Source organism: Pseudomonas sp. SWI7, assembly GCF_006351945.1.
Lineage (GTDB): Bacteria > Pseudomonadota > Gammaproteobacteria > Pseudomonadales > Pseudomonadaceae > Aquipseudomonas > Aquipseudomonas fulva.
On sequence record NZ_CP040930.1, the window covers coordinates 2,979,134 to 2,996,376 of the forward strand.

At 63.6% G+C, this 17,243-nt stretch carries 17 protein-coding genes and 1 pseudogene; 13 read left to right on the top strand and 5 right to left on the bottom strand.

Annotated elements, in window-relative coordinates:
- Nucleotides 1–70: 70 nt before the first annotated feature.
- The 5 genes and pseudogenes from FH041_RS13730 to FH041_RS23260 all read left to right on the top strand — a co-directional run bounded on the left by FH041_RS13730 (nt 71) and on the right by FH041_RS23260 (nt 5,603).
- Nucleotides 71–1,366 (top strand): NCS2 family permease, encoded by a 1,296-nt coding sequence (locus FH041_RS13730; protein WP_027914386.1) that lies wholly within the window; start codon nt 71–73, stop codon nt 1,364–1,366.
- Nucleotides 1,363–2,448 carry a tRNA (uridine(54)-C5)-methyltransferase TrmA gene (gene trmA / locus FH041_RS13735; protein WP_027914385.1) on the top strand — a complete coding sequence of 362 codons (1,086 nt, stop codon included), beginning with the start codon at nt 1,363–1,365 and terminating at the stop codon, nt 2,446–2,448. The genes FH041_RS13730 and trmA overlap by 4 nt, the downstream gene beginning before the upstream one ends.
- A 148-nt stretch (nt 2,449–2,596) precedes the next feature.
- A complete protein-coding gene (locus FH041_RS13740) occupies nt 2,597–3,478 on the top strand; it encodes a neutral zinc metallopeptidase (protein ID WP_027914384.1) in 882 nt (293 codons plus the stop codon).
- Between the two features lie 340 nt (nt 3,479–3,818).
- Nucleotides 3,819–4,700, top strand: a pseudogene (locus FH041_RS23255) (methyl-accepting chemotaxis protein); the annotation flags it as partial.
- A gap of 198 nt (nt 4,701–4,898) precedes the next feature.
- The gene (locus FH041_RS23260) at nt 4,899–5,603 is read left to right on the top strand and encodes a methyl-accepting chemotaxis protein (protein WP_373682150.1); all 705 of its coding nucleotides are present in this window, start codon (nt 4,899–4,901) and stop codon (nt 5,601–5,603) included.
- Nucleotides 5,604–5,735: 132 nt separating this feature from the next.
- Here FH041_RS23260 and ggt read toward each other — a convergent pair whose 3' ends face one another.
- From ggt to FH041_RS13760, 3 genes are all read right to left on the bottom strand, one after another.
- On the bottom strand, nt 5,736–7,403 hold the full coding sequence (gene ggt / locus FH041_RS13750; protein WP_104925841.1) for a gamma-glutamyltransferase: 1,668 nt from the start codon (nt 7,401–7,403) through the stop codon (nt 5,736–5,738).
- Between the two features lie 110 nt (nt 7,404–7,513).
- Nucleotides 7,514–8,419, bottom strand: a complete 906-nt coding sequence (locus tag FH041_RS13755; protein ID WP_027914381.1) for a LysR family transcriptional regulator — start codon at nt 8,417–8,419, stop codon at nt 7,514–7,516.
- 82 nt (nt 8,420–8,501) lie between these two features.
- Nucleotides 8,502–9,092 carry an NAD(P)H-dependent oxidoreductase gene (locus tag FH041_RS13760; RefSeq protein WP_027914380.1) on the bottom strand — a complete coding sequence of 197 codons (591 nt, stop codon included), beginning with the start codon at nt 9,090–9,092 and terminating at the stop codon, nt 8,502–8,504.
- A 155-nt stretch (nt 9,093–9,247) separates the two neighbouring features.
- On the opposite strand from FH041_RS13760, the gene FH041_RS13765 reads away from it, so the two are divergent.
- Nucleotides 9,248–9,562: a putative quinol monooxygenase gene (locus FH041_RS13765; RefSeq protein ID WP_027914379.1), complete on the top strand. Its 315-nt coding sequence runs from the start codon at nt 9,248–9,250 to the stop codon at nt 9,560–9,562.
- On the opposite strand, the gene FH041_RS13770 is transcribed toward FH041_RS13765, so the two are convergent.
- Nucleotides 9,552–10,316, bottom strand: coding sequence for a sulfite exporter TauE/SafE family protein (locus FH041_RS13770; RefSeq protein ID WP_027914378.1), 765 nt, complete (start codon nt 10,314–10,316; stop codon nt 9,552–9,554). The genes FH041_RS13765 and FH041_RS13770 overlap by 11 nt on opposite strands.
- Before the next feature lie 77 nt (nt 10,317–10,393).
- Here FH041_RS13770 and FH041_RS13775 point away from each other — a divergent pair, with 77 nt between their 5' ends.
- The 7 genes from FH041_RS13775 to FH041_RS13805 all read left to right on the top strand — a co-directional run bounded on the left by FH041_RS13775 (nt 10,394) and on the right by FH041_RS13805 (nt 16,285).
- Nucleotides 10,394–11,281, top strand: coding sequence for a LysR substrate-binding domain-containing protein (locus tag FH041_RS13775; protein ID WP_049696529.1), 888 nt, complete (start codon nt 10,394–10,396; stop codon nt 11,279–11,281).
- 113 nt (nt 11,282–11,394) lie between these two features.
- Nucleotides 11,395–12,000 carry a CDP-alcohol phosphatidyltransferase family protein gene (locus tag FH041_RS13780; protein ID WP_027914376.1) on the top strand — a complete coding sequence of 202 codons (606 nt, stop codon included), beginning with the start codon at nt 11,395–11,397 and terminating at the stop codon, nt 11,998–12,000.
- Between the two features lie 30 nt (nt 12,001–12,030).
- Entirely contained in the window at nt 12,031–13,785 is a 1,755-nt protein-coding gene (locus FH041_RS13785; protein WP_059183338.1) for a bifunctional alpha/beta hydrolase/class I SAM-dependent methyltransferase, read from the top strand.
- A complete protein-coding gene (locus tag FH041_RS13790) occupies nt 13,786–14,217 on the top strand; it encodes a hypothetical protein (protein WP_132578119.1) in 432 nt (143 codons plus the stop codon).
- 10 nt (nt 14,218–14,227) lie between these two features.
- On the top strand, nt 14,228–14,851 hold the full coding sequence (locus FH041_RS13795; RefSeq protein WP_027914373.1) for a lysophospholipid acyltransferase family protein: 624 nt from the start codon (nt 14,228–14,230) through the stop codon (nt 14,849–14,851).
- A 1-nt stretch (nt 14,852) separates the two neighbouring features.
- A complete protein-coding gene (locus tag FH041_RS13800; RefSeq protein ID WP_023534414.1) occupies nt 14,853–15,785 on the top strand; it encodes a phosphatidate cytidylyltransferase in 933 nt (310 codons plus the stop codon).
- Nucleotides 15,786–15,940: 155 nt separating this feature from the next.
- Nucleotides 15,941–16,285, top strand: a complete 345-nt coding sequence (locus FH041_RS13805) for a cupin domain-containing protein (protein ID WP_023534343.1) — start codon at nt 15,941–15,943, stop codon at nt 16,283–16,285.
- A 61-nt stretch (nt 16,286–16,346) separates the two neighbouring features.
- Here the strand turns inward: FH041_RS13805 and mmsB are convergent, their stop codons facing one another.
- Nucleotides 16,347–17,234, bottom strand: coding sequence for a 3-hydroxyisobutyrate dehydrogenase (mmsB, locus tag FH041_RS13810; RefSeq protein ID WP_027914372.1), 888 nt, complete (start codon nt 17,232–17,234; stop codon nt 16,347–16,349).
- Nucleotides 17,235–17,243 lie beyond the last annotated feature (9 nt).

Here is a 17,243-nt window from a genome sequence, read left to right on the forward strand (position 1 = left end):
CCGGTACGGTCTGTGCTTTGCTGATGGGGTCGACATATTCATGGCGCCGGGGGCGCCTCGGGGAGCGGGCATGCTGGAAAGGCTGTTTCAACTAAAAGCACACAACACCAATGTGCGCACCGAGATACTGGCGGGCGTCACCACCTTCCTGGCCATGGCCTACATTCTCTTCGTCAACCCGAGCATCCTCGGCGAGACGGGCATGGACAAGGGTGCGCTGTTCGTCGCCACCTGCCTGGCGGCGGCCATTGGCTCGACCACCATGGGCCTGATCGCCAACTACCCGATCGCCTTGGCGCCGGGCATGGGCCTGAACGCGTTCTTCACCTACACCGTGGTGCTGCACATGGGGCACACCTGGCAAGTGGCCCTGGGTGCGGTATTCCTGTCGGCGGTGATGTTCTTCCTGCTGTCGATCTTCCGAATCCGGGAATGGATCGTGAACAGCATTCCCCTGCCCCTGCGCTCGGCCATTGCTGCGGGCATCGGACTGTTCCTAGCGCTGATCGCGCTGCACAATGCGGGCATCGTCGTCGATAACCCTGCAACCCTAGTGGGCATGGGCGACTTGCGTCAGCCGGCACCGATTCTGGCCACACTGGGCTTCTTCCTGATCGTTGGCCTGGAAGCGTTGAAGGTGCGCGGCGCCGTGTTGATCGGCATCCTGGCCGTGACCGTGGCAGCCATTGCCATGGGCGTCACGCCCTTCGGGGGCATCGTGTCCATGCCGCCTTCGCTGGCGCCGACCTTCCTGCAACTGGACATCGCCGGCGCGCTGGACGTGGGCCTGGTGAGCGTCATCTTCGCCTTCCTGTTCGTCGACCTGTTCGACAACTCCGGCACCCTGATCGGCGTAGCCAAACGTGCAGGGCTGATGGGCAAGGATGGCCACATGCCGAAGATGGGCCGTGCCCTGATTGCCGACAGCACCGCCGCCATGGCCGGCTCGCTGCTGGGCACCTCGACCACCACCAGCTATATCGAGTCGGCGGCTGGCGTGAGCGCCGGGGGGCGTACGGGCCTTACGGCCATCGTGGTCGCCGTGCTGTTCCTGCTGGCCCTGTTCTTCGCACCGCTGGCTGGCAGCGTACCGGCCTTCGCCACCGCGCCGGCGTTGCTGTTCGTCGCCGTGCTGATGGCCTCGGGCCTGGCGGAAATCAATTGGGACGACGTCACCGAAGCAGCCCCAGTGGTGGTCACCGCGTTGGCCATGCCGCTGACCTATTCGATCGCCAACGGCATTGCCTTCGGCTTCATTGCCTGGACCGCCGTGAAACTCATTTCCGGGCGTCGCCATGACCTGAACGCGGCCCTGGTGATTCTTTCCATCCTGTTCGTCATCAAACTGGGTTGGTTCAACGCATGAGTGCTGCATTCGACCCTAGCGCCTATGACGCGCAACTGCAGGATAAGACCGCCCGCCTGCGCGAGCTGCTCGCACCTTTCGGTGCGCCGGAGCCCGCCGTCTTCGACTCGCCGCGCGCGCACTATCGCCTGCGTGCGGAATTCCGCCTCTGGCGCGAGGACGGCCAGCGCCACTATGCGATGTTCGCCCCGGGCGAGAAGCACAAGGCTATCCTGATCGACGACTTCCCGATTGCCAGCCAGCGCATCAACGACCTGATGCCGCGCCTGAAGGCGGCCTGGCAGGCCAGCGAGGCTTTGAGCAATCGCCTGTTCCAGGTGGAATTCCTCACCACCCTGGCGGGTGATGCGATGGTCACGCTGTGCTACCACCGCCCACTGGACGAAGCGTGGGAAGTGGCCGCGCGGCAACTGGCCCAAGATCTGGGCGTGAGCCTGATCGGCCGCTCCAAGGGCAAGCGCCTGGTCATCGGCCGTGACTATGCGGTTGAAAAGCTCGACGTGGCCGGCCGTGTGTTCAGCTATCGCCAGCCTGAAGGCGCATTCACCCAGCCCAACGGCGCCGTGAACCAGAAGATGCTGAGCTGGGCCTTCGAGGCCATGGGCGATCGCGATGACGACCTGCTGGAACTGTACTGCGGCAACGGCAACTTCACCTTGCCGCTGGCCACCCGCGTGCGCCAGGTGCTGGCTACCGAGATCAGCAAGACCTCGGTCAACGCCGCACTGAGCAACCTGGCCGAGAACGCTGTGGATAACGTGCGCCTGGTGCGCTTGTCAGCTGAAGAGCTGACCCAGGCGCTGAACGAAGTGCGCCCTTTCCGCCGCCTCGAAGGCATCGATCTGAAAAGCTACGCATTCGGCACGGTCTTCGTTGATCCGCCGCGCGCCGGCATGGACCCGGACACCTGCGAGCTGACCCGACGTTTCGAGCGGATCCTGTACATTTCGTGCAACCCGGAAACACTCGCGGCGAACATTGCCCAGCTCCACGACACCCACCGGATCGAACGCTGCGCGTTGTTCGATCAATTCCCCTACACCCACCACATGGAAAGCGGTGTGCTGCTGGTGCGGCGCTGAGCCTGGACCCTGTGCAGGCCGGGGACGATGAAATTGAATTCAGGCGCCCCGGCCATCTCCAATGCGCTAGACAGCCGCAGGTGCCCTGACACCTGAGGCTGTGTTGAACTAATATTTGTCTTCTTGTTTCACGCTCTGGAGAGCACTCATGGAATGGCGAAAAGGCCGGCGTAGCGACAATGTGGTCGATGCACGGGGCGCAGGTGGCGGTGGCGGTGGTATGCGCTTTGGCGGTGGCAAAGGACTGGGACTTGGCGCCATCTTGCTGATTGTCGGGATCGGCTGGCTGACGGGCCAGGACCCTTTGCAGATCCTTGGTCAATTGACCGGCCAGATGCAGCAGCAAGCGCCTGCCGTGACCGATGGCAAGGCGCCTCCGGCCAATGACCAGCAGGCGGAATTCGTCGCCTCCGTATTGGGCGACACCGAAGACACCTGGCAAGCATTGTTCGCCCAGTCCGGCAAACAGTACAAGGACCCCAAGCTGGTGCTGTTCAACGGTCAGGTGAATTCTGCCTGCGGCTTTGCCACAGCGGCGGTCGGGCCGTTCTACTGCCCGGCGGATCAGCAGGTGTACCTGGACATGTCGTTCTTCCGAGAAATGGAAACACGCTTCTCGGCTGCTGGCGACTTCGCCCAGGCGTACGTGATCGCCCATGAAATCGGCCACCATGTGCAGACGCTGCTTGGCGTGTCGGCCAAGGTGGACGCGGCACGGCGTAGCGGCCAGCGCATGGAAGGCAGCAATGGCCTACTGGTGCGCCAGGAACTGCAAGCCGACTGCTTTGCTGGCGTGTGGGCCTACCAGGCACAGAAACGCCTGAACTGGTTGGAACCTGGCGATGTGGAGGAAGCGCTCAATGCCGCCAACGCCATCGGTGACGACCGACTGCAGCAGCAGGGTCAAGGGCGCGTGGTGCCGGACTCGTTCACCCATGGCACCTCGGCCCAACGCGTGCGCTGGTTCAAGGCCGGGTTCGCCGAAGGCGACGTCGACAGCTGCGACACCTTCAGCGCGCGTACTCTCTGAAGGTGCTCAGCGTTGCGCCCTGATTGATTCGTCCATTGCAGCACCTGTGGTCGCTGAAACGCGCCGTATCGCCCCTACGGCTGAAAAAGCGTTTCAGCTTCCTCGCCAACGGCCGATAACTCCAGCACGATTGAGCGGGCAGCCAGAATAACAACGCCTTGCGATCGGAGATCAAGAGAGCGAAAACAACTTCTGGAGTGCGTGCATGAACAGCTGGTTTGCCAATATCAGCGTCAACCTCAAACTCGGCCTGGGCTTCGCCCTGGTGCTGATCCTGACCGGCCTGCTGGCCTTGGTGGGCTGGACGAGCCTGGGCGGTCTCATCGACCGCAGCAACTGGATGAGCGACATCGGCCAGTTGAACAAGGACCTTACCGACCTGCGTATTGCCCGCCTGCAATACATGATCGCCAACGGCGATGATGCCGCGGCTGCCAATACCCTGGCCAAGCTCGATACCTTCAGCAAGCAGCAGGCTTACCTGGAGCACACGTTCAAGAGCCCCGAAAACGTCAAGCTGCTGGGCGAACTGGGCGACATCATCAGTGCCTACAAGGTGTCGCTGTCCAAGATGCGCCAGGGTTACGACGCCAGTCGTGCCGCACGCGCCGCCATGACCCGCGCCGGTAGCCAGGCCGACCAGGCCATGGAGGTCTTGAGCCAGGAAGTCATGGCTCGGCCCGAGGCCGACAGCGTGCGCCTTGCTCAGTACCAACTGATCAGCAAGGCCCGCCAGCAATTGATGCAGGTGCGCATCGATGTGCGCGGCTACATCGCCGACAACACGGCGGACAATGAACAGGCGGCTCTGCGCCAGCTCGATGCGGCGCTGGCGGTGGTCGATAGCCTCAAGCGCGAGCTGTCCGGCCCGAGCGACCGGGTGCAACAGCTCGAGCGCGCAGTCACCGACTACCGTGAAGCTACGCGTCAATTCCGCGATGCCGTGGCCACCATTACCGGTGCTCGCGCCGAGATGACGGTCCAGGGCGCGGACATCGTCAAGCACAGCGATGCGCTGTACAAGATCCAGCTGGAGCGTCGCGATGTCGAAAGCAGCCAGGCGCGCACCTTGCAGACCATCGCTACCCTCCTGGCGTTGCTGGTGGGTATCGTGGCCGCCGTCCTGATCACCCGGCAGATCACCCGGCCGTTGCAGGACACCTTGGCGGCGGTCGAGAAAATCGCCAGCGGCGACCTGACCCAACAGTTGCATGTCACCCGCCGCGACGAGTTGGGGGTGCTGCAGCAAGGCATTGCCCGCATGGGCACGACCCTGCGCGAGCTGATCGGCGGCATTCGCGATAGTGTGACCCAGATCGCCAGCGCTGCCGAGGAGCTGTCGGCCGTGACCGAACAGACCAGTGCCGGTGCCAATAGCCAGAAAGTCGAGACCGACCAAGTGGCCACCGCAATGCATGAGATGGCCGCCACGGTTCAGGAGGTGGCACGCAATGCCGAACAGGCTTCGCAGGCGGCGACAGGTGCCGATGGCGAGGCGCGGGCCGGGGATCGGGTGGTGGGCGAGGCGATCAGCCAGATCGAGCGCCTGGCGCAGGACATGCACCGCTCCACCGAGGCCATGACTGCGTTGCAGCAGGAAAGCCAGAAGATCGGCAGCGTCATGGACGTGATCAAATCGGTGGCCGAGCAGACCAACCTGCTGGCCCTCAACGCGGCCATCGAGGCGGCACGTGCAGGCGAAGCCGGACGCGGTTTTGCCGTGGTGGCAGACGAAGTGCGCGGGCTGGCTCAGCGCACGCAGAAGTCGACCGAGGAAATCGAGGAGCTGATCGCCAGCCTGCAGCACGGCACCCAGCAGGTAGCCAATGCCATGCAGGGCAGCCGCGCCTTGACCGACAGCAGTGTCGACCTGGCGCGCAAGGCCGGTGAGTCGCTGGAGAACATCACGGGCACCGTGTCGAGCATCCAGTCGATGAACCAGCAGATTGCCGCCGCAGCCGAGCAGCAGAGCGCGGTTGCCGAAGAGATCAGCCGCAGCATTCTGAATGTGCGTGATGTGTCGGAGCAGACGGCCTCTGCCAGCGACGAGACGGCGGCGTCGAGCGTTGAGCTGGCGCGCCTGGGGGGCGAGTTGCAGATGCTGGTCAGCCGGTTCCGCGTTTGACCTGAGGCAGTGGGTTGGGCGTGGTGGCCCGTAGCAGAGGCCGCACAACGGCCTCTGCTGTTGCCGCAAGCCTCAGCCATTGGCTGAGTGCTCGCACTTCGGCGCGCCAGCAACCGGCGCGCCATCAGCCCTTCACTTCACCACCATCCCTACCCCACGGCCACGCGGGTCGGACGCGGTCTCAAGCGCCTGTCCGTTGACCCGAATGGCCTGGATATCGCCCATCTCCCAGCCTTGGTCCTCCAGCACGTAACCCATCTTTTTCAGATCAGCAGCCACCTGCCCGGTTAGCGGCGCATAGCTGTCGAAATAGATCGTGTCCTTGGGCAGCAACTGGTGGTGGACCCGCTGCGCAGCCACTGCCTTGTCCAGCGGCATGCCGTAGTCATACAGGTTGTTCATCACCTGGAAGATCGAGGTGAAAATGCGCGACCCACCCGGTGTGCCGATCACCAGCTCCACTTTGCCGTCACGGGTCATGAGGCTGGGGCTCATGGAAGACAGCATGCGCTTGCCCGGCTCGATGGCATTGGCATCGCCACCGATCACGCCGAACGCATTGGCGGCACCCGGCTTGGCGCTGAAGTCGTCCATCTCGTCATTGAGCAGGAACCCGGCACCTTTGACCACCACGCCACTGCCGTAGTCGAGGTTGAGCGTGTAGGTGTTGCTGACCGCATTGCCGGCCTTGTCGACGATGGAAAAATGCGTGGTCTGGTGCGGCTCCAGCCCGGGCTTGACCTGATCGGTAGCGGAAATGGCCTTGGGATTGACCTGAGCCGCACGCTTGGCCAGGTAATCCTTGGCCACCAACTGATCCACGGGCACTTTTGTGAAAGCCGGGTCACCGAGGTAGTCGGCCCGGTCGGCGAAAACGCGTTTTTCAATCTCGGCCAACAGGTGGATGTACTGCGCAGAGTTGTGCGCCACACCCTTGAAATCGGCGGCACGGTCCTCCTTGATGCCCAGCAGCTGGGCCAGGGCAACGCCACCGGAACTTGGCGGGGGCGCGGTGTACACGACATTGCCGCGCCAGCTGACGGCCATGGGCTCACGCCACACGGCCTTGTAGTCCTTGAGGTCCTGCTTGGTGATCAGCCCCTTGTCGGCCTGCATCTGCGCCACCAGCAGGTCGGCGGTCTTGCCCTGGTAGAACTCGCTCACGCCCTTGTCGGCGATGCGCTCGAGGGTCTGGGCCATCTCGGGTTGCTTGAACAGCTCGCCCACCTTCATGCTGCCGAAGTAATCGTTGAAGTTGGTAGCGGTCTTGAACATACCTTGGGCATCGTTGCGGTACTGATACTGCTTGTCGGCGACCTTGAAGCCGTTTTTGGCGTAGCCGATGGCCGGTGTCAGCAGCTCGCTCCAGGGCAGCTTGCCGAACTTGCGATGGGCCTCCCACAAGCCCATCACCGTGCCTGGCACGCCTGCAGCACGGGCACCCACCAGGCTCAGGTTCTCGATCACTTCGCCTTTGTCATCCAGGTACATGTTGCGCGTGGCCGCCTTGGGCGCCACTTCACGGTAGTCAAGGAAGTAGGGCTTGCCGTCCACGAACAACGTCATGAAGCCCCCACCGCCAATGTTGCCGGCTTCGGGGTAAGTCACTGCCAGCGTGAATGCGGTGGCTACCGCGGCATCGACCGCGTTGCCGCCTTTTTTCAGGATATCGGCGGCTACCTGGGCGCCATACTGATCAGGCGCGGCGACAGCCCCGCCCTCCAGGGCAACGGCGTACACCGATGAGCTGCCCAACAGCGCGGCTGCCAGAGCCAGGTACTGGAAAGGGACGCTACGCATGACACATTCCTTGGGTGTTGTTCTTGTGGGACCGTCAGTAAGACCCAAGCGTCAAGCCTGTGCAATCTCATCGTCCATGACGCGCCGCCCCTAGGCAGCAGATGTCGCGTTCAGGCAACTGAACAGGCGTAGATGGCCAACTTGCGCTGGATGAAATCCAGGAAGCATTGAATGCGCAGGGCCAGCTGGGTATTGCGGTAGTACACCGCATGGATGGGCTGACGATGGCCGTTATTGGCCTGGGGCAGCACGACCTGAAGGCGGCCGCTGCGAATGTCTTCGTGGGTCATGAAGTGCGACAGGCTGACGATGCCCTCCCCGGCCAGCGCCAGCTGTCGCAGCGTCTCGCCGCTGGAAGCGACCAGCGTAGGCCGAATGGTCCAGTGTTCGCCCTGGGCATGGCGCAGGGGCCACTGGTTCAGCGTCTCGGGTTGACTGAAGCCAAGCAGGCAGTGATCGGCCAGATCCTCGACCCGCTGGGGGGTGCCGTGACGCGCCAGATAAGCCGGGCTGGCGAGCACCTGCACCGGGCTGCAACCCAGGTTGCGCGCGTGCAGGCTGGAATCGGCCAGCTCACCGATGCGGATGGCCACGTCGGTACTGTGCTCAAGCAGGTCGATGATCAAATCGTCGGTGTTGAGCTCCAGGTCGATGCCGGGGTACTGCTGCCGGAACTCGCCTATCCAGGGCACGATGGCGTGAAGCATGAATGGCGTGGCCGCGTTGACCCGCAGGCGACCGATGGGCGTCTGCCGGTTCATCGCCAGGCGCTCTTCCAGCTCGTCCATCTGCCGCAGCACCTGCCTTGCCTGTTCGAGAAAGAACCGCCCCTCCTCGGTCAGGTCCATGCGCCGGGTGGTGCGGTTGACCAGCGTGGTGCCCAGCTTGGCCTCAAGGCGCGCCAGGGTTCGGCTGACCGCCGAGGGCGTCTGGCCCATTTGCGCGGCCGCTGCAGAGATCGACCCACAGTCGATGACGGCGACGAACACCTGGAGTTCTTCGGATCGGGTTTTCACATCAAGGCCTGCGGGTAGAGTTGCCAGGGTCTAGATAGCCGCTTGCGCAAGGGAAGTCCAGCAGTGCCATCAAGGCAGATGTCTACCGAGCCTTGCCAAACACCCGCTCCAGGTGCGCTTGATAGGCCGCCAGCGCTGCCGGGACATCCGGGCGCTTCATGACGTCGGTGGCCAGGAAGGTCGGCAAGCCGCTCATGCCCAGGAACTGCTGCGCCTTGTGGAAGGGGAAGTACACCGCATCCACACCTTTGCCCTCGAAGAAGTCGTCAGCCTCGTCGAACGCCTGCTGCGGTGCATTCCACGTGAGCGACAGCATGTACTGTTTGCCTTGAATGAGCCCACCACTGCCGTACTTCTGCGTGTGATCCGAGCGGGTACGACCATCGCTGGCATACAGGCTGCCGTGCCCGGCAGTGAAGACCTCATCGATGTACTTCTTGACGGTCCAGGGCGCGCCCATCCACCAGCCTGGCATCTGGTAGATCACCACGTCAGCCCAGAGGAATTTCTCCACCTCCTCCTGGACGTCATAGCCCCCGTCGATGAAGGTCTGGCGCACGTCGAAACCTGCACGGTCAAGGTGCGCCAGTGCGGCCTCATGCAGGGTGCTATTGAGCTGGCCTGCGGAATGGGCAAACTGTTTGCCGCCGTTGAGTAGCAAGATGTTTTTCATGGGGGCCTCCCGGACCTGATCACTGATTGCAGGCAGGTTAAGGTCAGGCGCAGTTGGGAAACAGCCAATCAACAGCAAAATACATTTGACTCAAGATCACGAATCGACCGGGATTATTGCTTTAATCTTTGGCACTTACGAAGCAGGAGACCCTCATGAACGAGCAATACGCCTTCATTCTCAAAGCCAAGACACGCCCGGAAATGGCAGAAGCCTTCGAGCAACTGTTCCGGCCCTATGTCGAGCCCAGCCGACAAGAACCCGGCTGTGTCGAATACCACATGCTGCGCGATCAGCAGGACCCGAGCCTGTTCGTGTTCTTCGAAGTCTGGGCGAACAAGGCGGCACTGGATGTGCACTCGGCCCTGCCGCACATGGCTGCTTTTTTCGACCGGCGCATGGATTACCTGGAGCGCGACTTCGAGGTCCAACGGGTCGACATGCTCAGCGACTCATCCGCTAACCGTTGATCAGCAAATGCACGCCCAGCAGCATCAGGCCCACCAAGAAACAGCGGCGGAACACCTGTGCGCTGACGCGTCGGCGCAGCCACTGGCCCGCCTGCATGCCAAGCAGGGCGGGCACCACCAGCAGTAAAGAAGCACCCAGCGCCGGGCCGCCGAGTGCGCCTTGCCCGGCAAGGCCCACAGCCAGCGCCAGGGTGGACACCGTAAATGCCAGCCCAAGGGCCTGAATCATCTCGTCACGGCTAAGCCCAAGGCTTTGCAGGTACGGCACTGCCGGCATCACGAACACACCCGTGGCCGCACTGATCACTCCGGTAGCCAGGCCGCAGACAGGGCCGAGCCACCCTTCGCGTTTCCGGGCAATGCGCAAGGCCGGCCCAGCCAGTCCATAAACGGCATAGAGAATCAGTGCGCCTCCCAGTGCATGCGCGGCCCAGGGGCCACTGCTGATGCCCAGCCACGCACTGCCCAGCAAGGTACCGATAAAGATCATGGCCAGCATCGGGCCCAGCCTGCGCAGCAACGCTCGCAAATGCCCTCCTGCCGCCAATTGCCAGAGATTGGTCACGGTGGATGGGACGATCAGTAACGCAGCAGCCTGCGCGGGCGGCAGAGCCATGCCCAGCAGCCCCATGGCCACGGTCGGCAGGCCGAGCCCGATCACGCCCTTGACGGCACCTGCCAGAACAAAGGTGGCAAACACCAGCGCAGTCAGCAGTAGGCCAAGGTCTTGGTAAAACGCTGTAAATGTCATCATGTGCCCATCATGGCCAATGCATGACGCGCTGAACATCTGTCATATTCGTGGTCAGCCTCTTGCCTGGACAGAGCCACGTGCATTTTGATCTTGTTGACCTGACCCTATTCCGGCACGCTGTCGAGTGTGGAAACATCACCGCCGGTGCTGGGCGTAGCCACTTGTCGCTGCCAGCAGCCAGCGCCCGGATTCGTGCCATGGAGGCGTCCCTGGGCGTTGCACTCCTGCTGCGCAATCGCCGAGGTGTCAGCCCCACGCCCGCCGGGCAGGCATTGCTGCAACATGCCCGGCTCATCGCCCAGCAGGTCGAGCGCTTGCAATTCGACCTGGGTCAGTACGCGCAGGGGCATCAAGGCCAGGTGCGCTTGCTGTGCAACACCGCGGCCCTGACCCAATACCTGCCCGAACTGCTGGCGGCCTACCTTGCCCAGAACCCAGGCATGAGCGTGGATGTGCAGGAGTACCCGAGCTTGCGCATCGTGCAGGCCATCACCCAGGGCATGGCCGACCTGGGCATCATCTCCAGCGCAGCACCTAGCGAGCATCTACAGACGCAGCCCTTTCGCGACGACCCGTTGGTACTGGTGACGCCAACGGATCACCCGCTCGTCAACCTTCCCTCGCCGCGCTTCGTCGACAGCCTGGCCCATGGTCACGTCGGCCTCGGGCCGGCCAGTGCCCTGGCGCTTTACCTGGAAGAGCAGGCGCTGCGTGCAGGCCAGCGCATGCGCGTCAGGGTTCGTGCCGAGGGCTTCGAAGGCGTGTTGCGCATGGTCGCAGGCGGTGCCGGCGTCGGGGTCGTGCCCTTGGCGGCGGTGCAGCGCTGGCAAGGGGTGTTGCCGCTGCGGGCCATGGCACTGCAGGAACCCTGGGCTAACCGGAAGTTGCTGTTGTGCGCGCGCGACTTTGCGGCCCTGCCAGGCTACGCAGCGGCATTGGTCAGCGTATTCGCCGGGTGTGCCTGAAACTTCTTGTCGCGCAGCCAGGTCAGTGGCAAGAGCGCCGGTGCCTGCGGCTTTACCGGCCACCAAGACTGCAACAGAATGCGCGACAACGCCCCACCAAAAAGGACTTGCCAGTGGCCTCGATCTACCAGCTCAAACCCCGTTTCCAGGCCCTGCTGCGGCCTCTGGTGCAGCGCCTGTACGACAGGGGCGTGACGGCCAACCAGGTCACGCTCACCGCTGCCGTCATCTCCGTTGCGCTAGGGCTGCTGCTGGCGGCCCTGCCCCACCTTCACGGGTTGTTCATCCTGGTGCCCATATGGATGCTGCTGCGCATGGCGCTCAACGCCATCGACGGCATGCTGGCACGGGAATTTGGCCAGCAATCCACCCTTGGCGCCTATCTGAACGAGCTGTGCGACGTGATCGCCGATGCCGCCCTGTACCTGCCGTTCGCCCTCTTGGTAGGCGTGTGGCCGCCGCTGGTGGTGATGGTGGTGCTACTGGCGACGATCAGCGAATACGCTGGCGTGATGGGGCCCTTGGCAGGTGCCTCGCGCCGCTATGACGGGCCCATGGGCAAGAGCGACCGCGCCTTCGCCTTTGGTGTACTGGGTACCGGTGTCGCCCTGGATGTGCTTGACGGTACCTGGATCAATGGTTTGCTGCTTGTGGTCCTGGCGCTCTGCCTCTATACCCTCTACAACCGGGTGCGTCGCGGGCTGGCTGAAACCCGCTGAGTCTTCGCCCGTCGCATAAGGATATCGACCATGCGCCAAGCGCAAAGCCTGCATTTTTCCACCCATGACGGTGTCGAGCTGCATTACCGCCACTGGCCCGCCACGCGCAACGAACACCAGCCGCGTCGGGCGGTGGTGATGTTCCACCGTGGCCATGAACACGGCGGGCGAATCGCCCACTTGGCCGATGAGCTGGACATGCCGGGCTATGACTTTTTCGCCTGGGATGCCCGCGGTCATGGCCTGTCGCCCGGCGCACGCGGGGACAGCCCGAGCTTCGCGACCAGCGTGCGCGACGTGCAGACGTTCATCGAGCACATTCAGGCCCGTCACGGGCTGGCCGAACAGGACCTGGTGGTGCTGGCGCAGAGCGTCGGCGCGGTGCTGGTGGCCACCTGGGCGCATGACTATGCACCCAAGGTGCGTTGCCTGGTGCTGGCGTCTCCGGCGTTCAAGGTCAAGCTGTACGTCCCCTTGGCACGCCCTGGCCTGAAGCTGCTCAAGGCCGTGCGCGGCAATTTCTTCGTCAACAGCTACGTCAAGCCACAACTGCTGACCCATGACCCGGAACGGGTCATGTCGTACAAGGCAGACCCGCTGATCAGCCGGCCCATTTCGGTGACCATGCTGCTAGGGCTGTACGAAGCCGCCGATCGTGTGGTGGCCGACGCCCAGGCCATCCAGCTACCGACGCAACTGCTGGTCTCCGGTACAGACCTGGTGGTCGAGCGAGCACCCCAGCAGCGCTTCTTCGACCGTCTGGGCAGTGCGCGCAAGGAGATGCACGTGCTGCCGGGGTTCTTCCACGACACCTTGGGCGAGCGTGAGCGAGCACACGCTTTACGGCGTATCGAGCGTTTCGTCGAGCACTGCTTCGCCTGCCCTGCCGAGCGGCCTTCGCTGCTCGATGCGGACAAGACCGGCGCCAGTTGCGCCGAGGCCGAAAGCTTGGCCGCGCCTTTGCCCCGCCACTCGCTGCGCGGGCTTTACTGGCGCGCCACCCGAGCCGGTCTGCGCCTGGGCAGCAAGGTAGCGGACGGCGTGCGGCTAGGCTTCGACACTGGTTTCGATTCGGGCAGCACACTGGACTACGTGTACCGCAACCAGCCTGCAGGCAAAGGCGCGCTGGGCCGCCTGGTCGACCAGAACTACCTCAATGCCATCGGCTGGCGTGGCATTCGCCAGCGCAAGCTGAATGTGGAAGCACTGCTGCGCCTGGCCATGGATCGTCTACGCGAGGCCGGCCGACCCGTGCACATCGTGGATATCGCAGCCGGCCATGGCCGCTACATTCTCGAAGCCCTGCAACAGGTCGATCAACGCCCAGAATCAATCCTGCTGCGCGATTACAGCCCGCTCAACGTGCAACAAGGCACCGCGCTGATCCAGGAAAAGGGCCTGGGGGACATTGCCCGTTTCGTCCAGGGCGATGCCTTCGACCGCCCTAGCCTGGCGACGCTGGAACAGCCTCCGACGCTGGCAGTGGTATCAGGCCTGTACGAACTGTTCGCCAGCAACACCCTAGTGAGCAACTCATTGGCTGGCCTGGCACAGGCAATGGAGGATGGCGGTTACCTGGTCTACACCGGTCAACCGTGGCACCCGCAACTGGAGATGATTGCGCGTGCCTTGACCAGCCACCGGGGTGGCGAGGCCTGGGTGATGCGTCGTCGCAGCCAGGCAGAAATGGACCAGCTGGTGGAGGCGGCAGGCTTTCGCAAGGTGACCCAGCGCATCGACGAGTGGGGGATTTTCAGTGTCAGCCTCGCTCAACGGGTGCGCTGAGTGGACCTTGTGTTGGTCGCTAGCCTGCTGCGCCGGGGCCGGCAACTGGCAGGGCTCTCGGACGGCATGACCCTGCTGGCGCTCGGGTTCGGCCTGGTGCCGCTGCTTGGCTCGGCGCTGTCACCCTGGTCGCTTGTGCCGTGCCTGCTGCTCATCGGCCTGGGCATGCTGCACAAGTACTGGGCCATCCGCGTTGCACTCGATGCCGACCTGTTCGCGCACCTGGCCAACAGCCAGGACCTGGCAGCAGACACCCAGGCACTGGACCGCGCGTTGTTCGACCACGGGCTCAAGCCGCAGCCAGTCGATGCGCGCACCTGGCCGGTCCGCAGCCGGGCTGCGCTTGCTCTGCTGCGTCGCCAGGGCCTGTGCCTGGGCCTGCAACTCACGGTGGCCTTGGCTACCCTGCTGATACTGTCTATCAAAGGATGATGAACGTTCCATGCTCGCCAACCTGACCGCCTACCTGATCACCTCGGCCGCGCGCCTGATTACCGGGGCGCGAGCCCTCTGGCTGGGGTGCACGCCCCTTCCGGTGCAGCGCCTGTACTTTGCCAATCACAGCAGCCACGGCGATTTCGTCCTGCTATGGGCATCGCTGCCCCAGACGCTGCGGCGTCGCACTCGGCCGGTAGCCGGTGCCGACTACTGGGCCAAGCCGGGGATTCGCGATTTTCTCATCCGCAAGGTATTCAATGGGGTGCTAATCCAGCGACATCGCGACGAAGGCCAGGGCCACCCCTTGCAACCGGTACTCGACGCCGTGGCCCAGGGCGATTCGCTGATCTTCTTTCCGGAAGGCACGCGCAACCTCAGCGATGAGCCCTTGTTGCCGTTGCGAAGTGGCCTGTATCACCTGGCGGCGGCCCACCCGCAGGTCGAGCTGGTGCCGGTATGGATCGCCAACCTCAATCGGGTGATGCCCAAGGGACGCGCCTTGCCGTTGCCGTTGCTATGCACCCTGAGTTTCGGCGAACCCTTGCACCTGCAGGCCGACGAAAGCAAGCAAGCCTTTCTGGAGCGGGCTGGCCAAGCCCTGCTCGATCTAGCCCCCAAGGACGTTTGACATGCACGACAATACCCTCGCGCTGTTCGCCGGCATCGGCGCCCTGCTGCTGCTCGCCAGTGTGATCGGCCGTGTGCTGAAGTGGCGCGCAGGCCCCGGGCCCCATGCGGTGATCGACAACCTCAACGCCCGCATCAATGCCTGGTGGGTCATGGTGCTGGTAATCGGCATCGCCTTCGTCTTCGGCAAATACGGCGTGATCGTGCTGTTCTACGGTGTGTCGTTCTATGCCTTGCGCGAGTTCATGACCCTCACGCCCACCCGGCGCAGTGACTACCCCGCCCTGGCGGCGGCGTTCTACATCGCGCTGCCCGTCCAGTACGTGCTCATCGCCATGGACTGGTATGGCCTGTTCAGCATCTTCATTCCGGTCTACCTGTTCCTGTTGCTGCCGATCCTCGCCAGCCTTGGGGGCGACACCACGCGCTTTCTGGAGCGGGCTTCGAAGGTCCAGTGGGGCTTGATGATCGCGGTGTACTGCGTATCGTCGGTGCCGGCGCTGATGACCCTGGAGATCCCCGGCTTCGAGGGGCGCAACCTGCTGCTGATCGCCTGGCTGATCGTGGTGGTGCAGCTCAGCGATGTGCTGCAATACGTGTGCGGCAAGCTGTTCGGCAAGCGCAAGGTGGCGCCCAACTTGTCGCCTTCCAAAACCCTCGAGGGCCTGGTCGGCGGCGTGGCACTGGCCACGCTGATCGGCGCGCTGCTGTGCTGGATCACGCCGTTCAGCTTCTGGCAGGCCGCCTTGATGGCCTTGGCGGTCAATACCATGGGCTTCTTTGGTGGGCTGGTGATGTCGGCGATCAAGCGCGACCGTGGCGTCAAGGACTGGGGGCACATGATCGAAGGCCATGGCGGCATGCTCGACCGCATCGACTCGGTCTGCTTCGCTGCACCGGTGTTTTTCCACTTCGTGCGCTACTGGTGGGCTTGAAACGGCGCCAAGGCCTGGTAGCGCGTTAGCCGGTAGTTTGGGCTGACCCTGCGCGAACAGCGCGGCCAGACACCTGGACGTCGACTTCAGGCAACTGCGCGGGCGCTTCAACGCCTATGGTGACGGGTCATTCAACCAGTCACAGGAGTTGTGCCATGTCCGATTTCATCACCGTGCTGCGTGAAACCTGCCCCACCCCGGTCGTGGACGCGACCAAGTGGAAACGCATCGGCGGCGACCCGCACACCGTGAACCTGAACGCCTACCTGTCGGCCGACGGCAGCAAGATCATGGGCACCTGGATCTGCACCCCGGGCAAGTTCGAAGTCAACTACGACAAGTGGGAATACTGCCACTTCCTCGATGGCTACTGCATCGTCACCCCGGAAGGCGAGGAACCGAAACACCTCAAGGCAGGTGACGTGTTCGTGATCGAGCCAGGGATGAAGGGGACCTGGGAAGTGGTCGAGACGGTGCGCAAATACTTCGTCTTCGCCTGATTGGCAGACGCAGGGGGCGCAATGAGCCGCCCCCTGTACAACGATGACGTGCACCCTTTGATCATTGTGGCTTGCGGTAGGCCTCGATGATGGCCGAGAAGTCCTTGCCACCCTCCCCGCGCAGGCTCATGGCCTGGTACAGCTGTTGCGCGAGGGCGCCGAGGATCACGGGCTGGCGGGCCTGACGCGCAGCTTCGGTGGCCAGCCCCAGGTCCTTGAGCATCAATTCGGCGCCGAAGCCGCCGGTGTAGCCACGCGAGGACGGCGCCGTCTCGATCACGCCAGGCCAGGGGTTGTAGGTGTCGGAGCTCCAGCAGCGTCCGGTGGAGCTGTTGATGATGCCTGCCAGCACCTGAGTGTCGATACCCAGAGCATTGCCCAGCGCCATGGCTTCGGACACACCGATCATCGAAATGCCCAACAGCAGGTTGTTGCAGATCTTGGCGATCTGCCCCGTCCCCACTTCGCCGCAGTGCACGATATTGCGGCCCATGTGCTCGAGCACCGGCTTGAGCGCTGCGAACAGTTCGTCGCTGGCTCCAACCATGAAGGTCAGCGTACCGGCCGCCGCCCCACCCGTGCCTCCGGAGACAGGCGCATCGCCCATGTCCACGCCCTTGGCGGCCGCCGCCTTGGACACCTCGCGCGCGGTCTGTGGGTCGATGGTGCTGCAATCGACGGTGGGCGTGCCAGCTCGGATCCCGGCCAGTACCCCATCGTCATCGAGGTAGACGCTGCGCACGTGCGCGGCTGCCGGCAACATGGTGATGACCAGGTCGCTTTCGGCTACCGCCTCGCGTGGTGAGGCGCTGACCTGCCCACCCAGGGCGCCGAGTTCTGCCAGTACCTCCTTGTTCAAGTCAAACAGGGCAAGCGCGTGACCGGCCTTGATCAGGTTGCGGGCCATGGGGGCGCCCATGTTGCCCAAGCCAATGAATGCGATACGCATGACGTGCTC